The sequence below is a fragment of the Anaeromusa sp. genome, from assembly GCF_028691475.1.
Lineage (GTDB): Bacteria > Bacillota > Negativicutes > Anaeromusales > Anaeromusaceae > Anaeromusa.
The window spans coordinates 3,744-12,999 of the sequence record NZ_JAQUZF010000076.1 but is presented as its reverse complement, the minus strand read 5'-3'; the positions used below and the strand labels follow the sequence as shown (position 1 = coordinate 12,999).

At 50.6% G+C, this 9,256-nt stretch carries 9 protein-coding genes, 1 tRNA gene, 1 rRNA gene, 1 other RNA gene and 1 pseudogene; 2 read left to right on the top strand and 11 right to left on the bottom strand.

Going from position 1 to position 9,256, the window contains the following annotated elements; translation table 11 throughout:
* The 9 genes from PHF27_RS10155 to dcuS all read right to left on the bottom strand — a co-directional run.
* Positions 1 to 313: ribosomal RNA gene (locus tag PHF27_RS10155) — 16S ribosomal RNA — on the bottom strand; the annotation flags it as partial.
* A gap of 323 nt (positions 314 to 636) precedes the next feature.
* Positions 637 to 900: a pro-sigmaK processing inhibitor BofA family protein gene (locus tag PHF27_RS10150; protein ID WP_300069398.1), complete on the bottom strand. Its 264-nt coding sequence runs from the start codon at positions 898 to 900 to the stop codon at positions 637 to 639.
* Positions 901 to 975: 75 nt separating this feature from the next.
* Positions 976 to 1,572: a recombination mediator RecR gene (gene recR, locus PHF27_RS10145; protein ID WP_300069395.1), complete on the bottom strand. Its 597-nt coding sequence runs from the start codon at positions 1,570 to 1,572 to the stop codon at positions 976 to 978.
* A 1-nt stretch (position 1,573) separates the two neighbouring features.
* Entirely contained in the window at positions 1,574 to 1,906 is a 333-nt protein-coding gene (locus tag PHF27_RS10140) for a YbaB/EbfC family nucleoid-associated protein (RefSeq protein WP_300069393.1), read from the bottom strand.
* Positions 1,906 to 3,627: a DNA polymerase III subunit gamma/tau gene (gene dnaX / locus PHF27_RS10135; protein ID WP_300069390.1), complete on the bottom strand. Its 1,722-nt coding sequence runs from the start codon at positions 3,625 to 3,627 to the stop codon at positions 1,906 to 1,908. The genes PHF27_RS10140 and dnaX overlap by 1 nt, the downstream gene beginning before the upstream one ends.
* A gap of 98 nt (positions 3,628 to 3,725) precedes the next feature.
* An RNA gene (gene ffs, locus PHF27_RS10130) (signal recognition particle sRNA small type) lies at positions 3,726 to 3,825 on the bottom strand.
* A 65-nt stretch (positions 3,826 to 3,890) separates the two neighbouring features.
* Positions 3,891 to 3,980, bottom strand: a tRNA-Ser gene (locus tag PHF27_RS10125).
* A gap of 221 nt (positions 3,981 to 4,201) precedes the next feature.
* Positions 4,202 to 4,906, bottom strand: a complete 705-nt coding sequence (locus PHF27_RS10120) for a response regulator (RefSeq protein WP_300069387.1) — start codon at positions 4,904 to 4,906, stop codon at positions 4,202 to 4,204.
* Positions 4,907 to 4,937: 31 nt separating this feature from the next.
* Entirely contained in the window at positions 4,938 to 6,548 is a 1,611-nt protein-coding gene (dcuS, locus tag PHF27_RS10115) for a DcuS/MalK family sensor histidine kinase (protein ID WP_300069384.1), read from the bottom strand.
* A 235-nt stretch (positions 6,549 to 6,783) separates the two neighbouring features.
* Here dcuS and PHF27_RS10110 point away from each other — a divergent pair, with 235 nt between their 5' ends.
* Positions 6,784 to 8,067 carry an FAD-dependent oxidoreductase gene (locus PHF27_RS10110; RefSeq protein ID WP_300069382.1) on the top strand — a complete coding sequence of 428 codons (1,284 nt, stop codon included), beginning with the start codon at positions 6,784 to 6,786 and terminating at the stop codon, positions 8,065 to 8,067.
* On the top strand, positions 8,064 to 8,351 hold the full coding sequence (locus tag PHF27_RS10105; protein ID WP_300069379.1) for a 4Fe-4S dicluster domain-containing protein: 288 nt from the start codon (positions 8,064 to 8,066) through the stop codon (positions 8,349 to 8,351). The genes PHF27_RS10110 and PHF27_RS10105 overlap by 4 nt, the downstream gene beginning before the upstream one ends.
* 332 nt (positions 8,352 to 8,683) lie before the next feature.
* On the opposite strand, the gene nrdD is transcribed toward PHF27_RS10105, so the two are convergent.
* Together nrdD and PHF27_RS14340 are read right to left on the bottom strand one after the other, a co-directional pair.
* Positions 8,684 to 8,968 carry an anaerobic ribonucleoside-triphosphate reductase gene (gene nrdD, locus PHF27_RS10100; protein WP_300069376.1) on the bottom strand — a complete coding sequence of 95 codons (285 nt, stop codon included), beginning with the start codon at positions 8,966 to 8,968 and terminating at the stop codon, positions 8,684 to 8,686.
* Between the two features lie 145 nt (positions 8,969 to 9,113).
* A pseudogene (locus tag PHF27_RS14340) lies at positions 9,114 to 9,256 on the bottom strand (alanine dehydrogenase); the annotation flags it as partial.

Below are 9,256 nucleotides of genomic sequence, written 5' to 3'. Positions count from 1 at the left end.
AGGCCACCTTTAGTAGCATCTCCATGCGGAAATACTACAACATTCGGTATTAGCACCCCTTTCGGGATGTTGTCCCCATCTAGAAGGCAGATTGCCTACGCGTTACTCACCCGTTCGCCACTATCCAAAGCTCAACACCCAAAACACGTTTGCTTGATAAGCACTTTATGTATGCGTGGTAGCTCGTTTCACTCGCTACCGCTTGGCTTTCCCAAGCAGTATATTCTCGGTGTTAAGCTTTGGACCGTTCGACTTGCATGTGTTAAGCACGCCGCCAGCGTTCGTCCTGAGCCAGGATCAAACTCTCCGATAAAATCGAAGAACTGATGTCAGCTCTTAGTTTAAAAAAGAAATTTTTAATGACTTCCTTCACCTTGCGGTAAAGGTTGCCTCGCACATCTGGCTTGTTTGCATCGTTCAGTTTTCAAGGAGCACTTGTGTCGCTTGTTGTTCTCAGCGGCAACGTGGTTTATTATGCCACATTGCTTCTTTTTTGTCAACCGGCTTTTTCATTCGCTGCTTGCGCTGCGTCTGTTGCCGGCTGCCTGGGCGCTCCCGAAGCGACGCTGATGAGTATACCATTGCGGCGCACCCTCTGTCAACCACAATTGACAACTTTTCTTTTCACTCTGGTAATTAATGCGTAAACAGCTGATAAAGCACCAATAACACAACCCCTGGCAAGCCAAAGAACCCGGCAATTAATGCGGTGATCGGAGTAATGGCCAGCTTAAACCCTACTAGGCTTCCCGCCAAATTAAACAGCCAGAGCAAGATGCCGCCTAAAATACCATTATATAGTAGCTTCCAAAAAATGCGTACAGGCAAGGTAAAGACGCGGAACAAGATATACAGCGCCAACAACCCCACCGCAAACGCAAGAATTACACTGAAAGACATAACTGCCACCTCTCTTTTCTGCAATAAACCGCACAAGAGCGCTGTTAAAGCTCTTGTGCGGTTTTAGTCTACACGCTACATAGAACGCCGATTTTCCAGCGCTTTACCCAAGGTAACCTCATCAGCATATTCCAAATCGCCGCCTACCGGCAAGCCGTGAGCAATCCTGGTTACGGAAATACCAAGCGGCTTTAATAGCTTAGCCACATACATGGCGGTTGCTTCCCCCTCCACATCCGGATCCGTCGCCATGATTACTTCCGATACCGGTGCTGCGCCTACGCGCTGCAGAAGCTCTTTAATGCGAATATTGTCAGGACCTACCCCTTCTAAGGGAGATAATGCCCCGTGCAGCACATGGTACAGCCCGCGAAACTCTCGCGTTCGTTCCATCGCCATGACATCCCGTGGTTCTTCGACGACACAGAGAACGCTGCGGTCCCGCCCCTCGCTTTGGCAAATTGCGCAAGGATCCTGATCGGTGATGTTAAAGCAAATGCTGCAGTACGTCACCTTGGCCTTCGCTTCTAAGATCGCCTTAGCCAAGCCTTCCGCCTTGCCTTTGTCCATCTCTAATACATGATAAGCTAGACGCACAGCCGACTTAGCGCCAATTCCCGGCAAAGAACGAAATTGTTCTACTAACTTGGCCAAGGGAGCAATGTACTGCATCTTAGAGCAGTCCTGGCGGCAAATTCATGCCGGCAGTCAACTTGCCCATTTCCTGCGCCATAAGATCGTCCACCTTGGTTAAGGCTTCATTAACAGCAGCCGTCACCAAGTCTTCCAGCATCTCCACGTCTTCCGGATCTACCGCAGTAGGAGCAATTTTAATCGAAACCACTTTCTTTTCACCAGTCACGACTACCTTTACCGCTCCGCCGCCGGCGCTGACCTCAAGGGTCCGCTTCTTGAGCTCTTCTTGCATTTTAGCCATTTCCGCCTGCATCTTTTGCACTTTTTTCATCATGCCGGCCATTTGGCCCATGTTTCCGCCTCCGAACATTATACATCCTCCTTTTTTTCCTGTGGGAGCACTTTCCCAGGGAACATCTTCATCGCTTCTCTCAGAGCCGGATTTCCCCAATCCGGCTCTGTCGGCGTCGTCTTGACCGCCGCTGGCGCCGCTCCCGCAACACCCTGGACACATTGTAATTGTACCGGATGACCACAAAGTTCTGCAAATAAATTTTCTACAATCTCCCGATAATCATCCTTAGCCGTCCTTTCACAAGGAAACGCCGCTGCAAACTGCAGCATAACGACCCCTGCTTCCGCCTTTACTAACTGTCCTTGCGAAACACAGGCGTATACAGAGCGTTTCCCGCTGCTCATAAGACGCTTTAAAAATTGCTGCCATAAATCTCCGGAAATTGGCGAAGCTGCCGCAGCCACAGTGGGTTTAGCCGCCGACACAACTGCAGCCGAAGGAGTTGCTGCTGGAGGAGTCGCTCTCGTCACCTTATCCACAGCAGGCGCTGCCGATCTTCTTACCGGCTCTGGCTGCGCCTCAAAGCGCCTGACCGGCGCAGAAGGTTCCGGAGCCGTTCTCAGCGGCGAAGCAGCCCCCCCCTGCGCTAGAGCCGTTTCTAAAGCCTGCACCCGTTGCGCCAAGCCGTCCCAATCGCCGTTCTCCGCCTCGCCTCGGCATAATGCTAACAACGCCATTTCCAGCGGAATCCGAGCATCTACGGCCCAGCGAGCCTCTTGAATCGCCTCACCCAGCCGACGCACTGCCTGCATGATCGCACTTTGGGGCAATTGTTTCGCATGCTCTGCCAGCTTTTCTCGCATGCTGCCACTGCAGTCCTGCCATTTTTCCATACCAGGCGCCGCCTGATACAGCATGACATCACGCAAATAGCCAGCCCATTCCACTGCCATTTGTTTGGCTTCCCGCCCCATAGACAGCATTTCTTCCAAGCCTTCCAGCAATGCCGCCGCGTCTTTTTTCCCCAGACGCTCCGTCATGCTCCAGACCCATTCGTGTCCTACCAATCCTAACAGATTACGCACTAACGCTTCGGAAACATGTCCGTCCGCCGCCATCGAGGCGCATTGATCCAGCAAGCTTAGCGCATCCCGCATCCCGCCATCGGCCTGGGCTGCGATAAGCCGCAAGGCATCTTCTTCGACATTCATGCCTCCTGCAGCGGCTACCTCCTGCAGACGCACCAACAAGTCTCCCTGGGTAATCCGCCGAAAATCATAGCGCTGACAACGCGAATGAATTGTCGCCGGAATCTTATGAGGCTCTGTTGTCGCTAGGATAAAAACCACATGGCTTGGCGGCTCTTCCAAGGTCTTCAAAAGCGCATTAAAGGCTTCTGTGGTCAACATATGCACTTCATCAATAATGTAGACTTTATATTTTCCTTCTACCGGTGCAAATTTCACAGTTTCCCGCAAATCGCGGATTTCGTCAATACCACGATTGGAGGCCGCATCCACTTCCACTACGTCCATGGAAGAACCGTCGGTAATCCCTACGCAGGAAGAGCAGGTATTGCACGGATGCAGCGTCGGTCCCTGTACGCAGTTTAGCGCCTTGGCAAAAATCTTCGCCGTACTGGTCTTGCCAGTCCCGCGGGGGCCTGCAAAAAGATAGGCATGCGCAATCTTATCAGAGCGTATGGCATTTTCCAGGGTAACACGAATATGCTCCTGTCCTACCAGGCTGTCAAAATCTTGCGGACGCCAGCGGCGGTACAACGCAATATAGGCCATAGCGGTTCCTCCTTTCACTACATATAGCGAAAAAAGCAACCACATTGGGTTGCTTTCGATTACTTGAAATTGTTTTGTTTACAAGGTCGGACCACGGCAGTCACCAGGCGCTCCTGCGGCACATAAGAGGGCCCACTTACCGTTGCTTCCTTCCGGACCTGGCGGGGTTCATGAGTTCCTATTGCGCAGGACCCAATGGCTACCGTGGTCCGGCCCTGGAAACATCCACAGCCACATATTATAAAATTTCTTCCGCAAAAAAATGGCGGAGAGAGAGGGATTCGAACCCTCGGTAGAGTTTCCCCTACACACGCTTTCCAGGCGTGCTCCTTCAACCACTCGGACATCTCTCCAAGCTCTACACTTGTAGTATTATAACGAATAAAAGCATAAAAAGCAACACCCTATACTATATCTTTCTAAACGAAAACAAAAAAGTCTTCGCACAGCAAATCCATCATGCTATGCGAAAACTTTGGAGGAGAGTATATACATTGCTTTTTTATTGTAAGCGATCAGAGAATAAAATCCAATATAAGTAACTTTTCTAAGTACAAAGAACTAAAACAACATCTTATACAAGAAATGAAGGCACGGTAGCTTCCGCATTTTGACGATAACGATATAAGGGACGACCAATCGAGCCGTAATGAATCTCAAACAGCAACAATTCCATCTGCTGCAGGTATTTTAAGTATTTACGAATAGAAACCTGCGAAATCCCTACCAGCTTTGCCATTTCTTCTGCCGTAAACTCACCATCTACTTGGCAAATAGCCTCCCAAATGCGTTTCATCGTGTTGCGATCAAGGCCTTTAGGCAATTCGCCGCCCTCTTCCGTCACCCGGCTGCCCCGCTGCAAAAGTCGGTCCAATTCCCCTTGATTGACAGGGACTTCCCGCCGCAGCCACTCCTGACGTTTTTTGAAATCCAGCAAGGCCGTCTGAAAGCGCAGAAATTGAAACGGTTTAATCAGATAATCAATAGCCCCCTGCCGCAGCGCTTCTTGAATGCTGCGCTGTTCTCTCGCGGCAGTCACCAAAATAACATCCACGCCATGCCCTTCGCGCCGCACCTTGTGCAGCAGTTCTAAGCCATTCATGCCTGGCATGAACACATCCAACAAGACTAAGTCCACCTTGTTTTCACGCAAAAAGTGCAGCGCTTCTTCCCCATCCCGGCAGATTCCGGCCAATTGAAAGCCTTCAATCCGCTCCAGATAGCACCGGTTCAACTCTGAAACCATCGGGTCATCTTCCACAATTAAAACTCGAATCATCGTCCTCACTCGCTTTCTTTAGTCTCTGAGCTCAACTATTATCGTATTGCCATTCCGGTCGCGACGGAATGAAAACGGAAAAGACAGTTCCCCCTTGCGACGCCGGAGAAAATTGAATGGTCCCCTCCAACCGCGCCAGGCTTCGCTGTACCAGCGCCAAGCCAAAACCGCGATCCGCCGCCTTTGTGGAAACGCCTTGCACAAATAACGTCTCTTGAATTTCTTTCGGAATCCCAGGACCGCTGTCTTCGATTTCCATATATAAACCGCTGGCATCCGTACTTAAAGCCAGCATGACTTCCTTACGCGCAGAATGCTTGACCGCATCAAGCGCATTTTCAATCAAATTCCCTAAAATCGTCACTAACTCGTGCGCCGTATCTTCGTCAAAACAAACATCCACTTCCGTATCTTCATGCAAGCACATTTCAATATCCCGCTCCCGGGCCAAACTAAGCTTGCTCAAAACAAACCCAGCCAACACGGAATCTCGTATGCGCCGATCCACATAGGAGACCTCTTCTTGCGAATCCGAGGCAATGCGACTAATATACGCTCGCAGCTGCTCATAATGTCGCATTTGCACCAACCCCAGAATGACATGAAGCTGATTCATAAATTCGTGCCCCCGCGAACGCAACGCATCGACATAGGCTTGCACGCCTGTCAATTCCTCCGCCAAGCGTTTTAACTCCGTTTTATCACGGAAAGTAGCCACGGCTCCCACTACGCGCCCCTCCACCCAAAGGGGCACACGGCTGGCTACAATAGGAATGCCGTAAAGCTCCTGTTCCCTATCCAAGTCTGCTTTACCCGCTTCCATAACTACTTGCAGGCCGGAACCGGGCATGCAGGACTCCACTTCCCTGCCAATCGGATCGCCCGTCCAGCCAGCCCGCCGCAGCAAACGCCTAGCTTCACTATTAATGACAGTAATCCTCCCGTCCGCATCCACGGCAATAACGCCCTCGCGCACCGACTGCAGCATGACATTGCGTTCTTCCAACAGCTTCGCAATAGCCCACGGCTCCAGCCCAAAGAGTATCTCTTTAATATTACGGGCCAACAGCCACGCTGCAGTAATGCCAATTACCAGACCCAATGCGGAAGCTACAACTAAAACCTTCAAAGCCTCTCTCACTGATTCCTGCACATGCGTAAGCAAGATGCCCACGAGAACCGAGCCGACTTGCCGCCCCTCCTCATCATATACCGGAGTGAAGGCGCGCAAGGAATATCCCAGCGTACCTTCCGCCTCCGAAATATACTCATAACCAGAAAGAGCATCCCCCTCGTCGCCGCCAGTCAAGCGCTGACCAACCAATTTCGGATTGGGATGCGAGTATCGAATTCCGGCCATATCGGTGACAACAATAAAGCGGACTTGCGCCGCTTCCAGCATATCCTGAGCGTAGACTTGAATGTCCTTAGGGTCCCGTTTGCCTGTCAGCCCTTCCCGCACAACCGAGTCTTTCGCCACCATGCGAGCCGCGCTCATAGCTTGGGAGCCAATCGAGTTTTTAATATCTGTATTAATGCTGCGCGAAATCAACAGCATAGTCACCATAATAACAGCAGCTACGACACAAAACACCAAACCAACAATCTTGGCTTGCAAAGGCACCCGCCTGTCCAGCTCCATTTCATTCCTCCAAAAATTCATTCTCTTTTCAAATTGTAACGTATCCCTCGCCTCCATGCAAGAAACCTTGCAGGAAGATGCCGGAATAAAATCACTTTTCGCACACCCTTCTAAGTTAATTCATGAACAAGACCTATTACAAGCAGGAAATAAGCATTGCACAGATAATTATAAAAATTAAAAGATGTATTCTTTTTTCTATCGTTCTTCTGTCAAATAGGAAGGGGGCTCGGGAATGAGGACATTCCGTTTTGACGTAATTATTATCGGTGCTGGACCCGCTGGCAGCGCTTGTGCGCACACCTTGGCCAAAGGAGGCAAAAAAGCACTCCTTGTAGAGCGCGGCCTGCCTACAGGCAGCAAAAACCTCTCCGGCGGACGCTTATATTCTTACGCTTTGGAACTGCTGGAACCAGGTTTGACTGCTAAAGCGCCGCTGGAACGCTCCATCGTACGCGAGCAAATTATGATGCTGGACCAAGATCGCGGCTTTTGTTTGGATTTTTTCGAACCAGCTCTTCATTCGGATATCCCCCACTCCTGCAGCGTATTACGCACTCCTTTTGACGAATGGCTCGCAGCCTACGCGGAAGAGCAGGGCGGCGCCACTTTGGTCGACGGCATCAAAATCGACGAGATTCTATGGCAAGACGGCCGCGTCACCGGCGTACGTTCCGGAGACGATACCGTTGAAGCGGACACTGTCGTAATTGCCGAAGGCGTTTTAGGGCAACTAGCGGAAACGGCCGGACTTCGTCCTAAACTCCCGGCGCAACAGGTAGGCGTCGGCATCAAAGAAGTTATTTCTCTGCCCGCCAACGTCATTGAAGAACGTTTCCAGGTTGCCTCCGGCCAAGGGGCCGCCCGGGTCATTGCCGGCGGCACGGCGGGCATTCCCGGCGGCGGTTTTCTCTATACCAATAAAGAATCGCTTTCTCTCGGTCTAGTTTTTCATCCCGAAGAAGCGGCCAAACAAAATCGACCGTTAGCCGAATTATTCCAAGAATTCAAGATGCATCCCGCCATTTATCCCTTGTTGGCTGGCGGAGCCACCGTTGAATACGGCGCTCACCTCGTTCCTGAAGCAGGCTGGCGCGGCATGCCCCCTTCGCTGCATCGGCCCGGACTCTTGCTGGTCGGCGACGCTGCCGGCTTTGTGATCAATACCGGCACGATCATTCGCGGCATGGACTTAGCCATTGTCAGCGGCATAGCAGCCGCCCGGGCCATTCTCGCCAGCGAGTCGCCGCAAGCGCTAGGCTCTCAATATCTGGCCGAACTGCAACAGTGCGGCCTGCTTCCCACCATGAAAATCTTGGCTGGCTGGCCTGAATTATTGGGAAATCCACGCATGGTCAGCACCTATCCGGCCATGGCCAACGCCATGCTGCATACGATGTTCCATGTTGACGGCGCTGTGCCTCCCTCCATGCCCAAAGCGATGAAGGAAGTTTTACAAGCGCACATAAGCCTGGGAACACTGCTCAAGGATCTTTGGAAGGGGGTTCGCGCCTTATGAGCATTCAAAAAGAAGATATTGATCATCTATTAAATCTAGATAAGATTAAAGCCGATGAAAAGAACGCTCACATCGTCATTGATCCAGAACAATGCGCCGCTTGCCAAGCTAAGCCCTGTCTTATCGTCTGCCCGGCACTGCTGTACACCTTAGATGAAACAGGCACCTTGAATTTCGACTACGCTGGCTGCCTGGAATGCGGTACTTGCCGCACTATATGCCCTCATCTAAAAAAATGGGAATATCCTAGGCATACCTTCGGCATTTACTATCGACAAGGATAACGGGACATGAAATTTGAACAGGAGTAGATGGAGTAAAGGGAGGGTTCGACGAGGTTAGGATTGAACAAGAGTCACGGGAGAACCGGAGGGCTCGCAGGAGGATTACGAAATAAAAGAAAAAAGATTGCAGCAACTTAAATAAAAGCTGCCACAACCTTTTCTACTTTTCAGGAGCCACTGATTTAATGAACACTCCGATAAAACAAGAAATTTTTTCGTCAAACGAGGAAGAAAACGCAGGAATAGTGAAGCTATTCCGAGGCTTTCTGACAATGTCTGACGGAAAAAGAGCTGTTTTAGCGCGAGATGCGAATAAATCAATGGCTCCTGTTTTATTGACAGTGCCGGTAACGATCGCCGCACTCAGCGCGTTTCGCACCGTTGAAGTTCTCCACGTTGCTCAAGTAGCCGGTAATACGTCGCACTCGGGAAATCGGCGCTCGTTCCACCGCTTCAATCACTACGTCTTGTCCCTCCACTTGCAAGGAAAGAGAAGCAAGCTCCTTATCTTGACTGCGCCACTGCTCAATTTCACTGCGCACATACAATTCGATTTCTTCGTCACTCAGGCATGCCGCCGCTTCTACTTGCACATCTTCCACGCATAGGCTTTTCATCTTCGCCACCCCATCCATATGTAGTACTAACAATATAATTATACACAAGATATAGTTATTTTTCCAGGCTTAATTAAAAAAAGAACCTCCTATTGTAGGACTTCAATACCTACAATAGGAGGTTTGCTTCTTCCTCTATATTTCTTTAGTCCAAAAATTTAGCTGCCGGTACATAGGGCAGGCCCAAGCCTTCGGCAACTCCTTGGTAAGTTACGTTGCCATCCACCACATTCAAGCCGTTAGCCAACCCAGCATTGTCCTTCAAAGCCTGTTTCCAGCCTTTGTTAG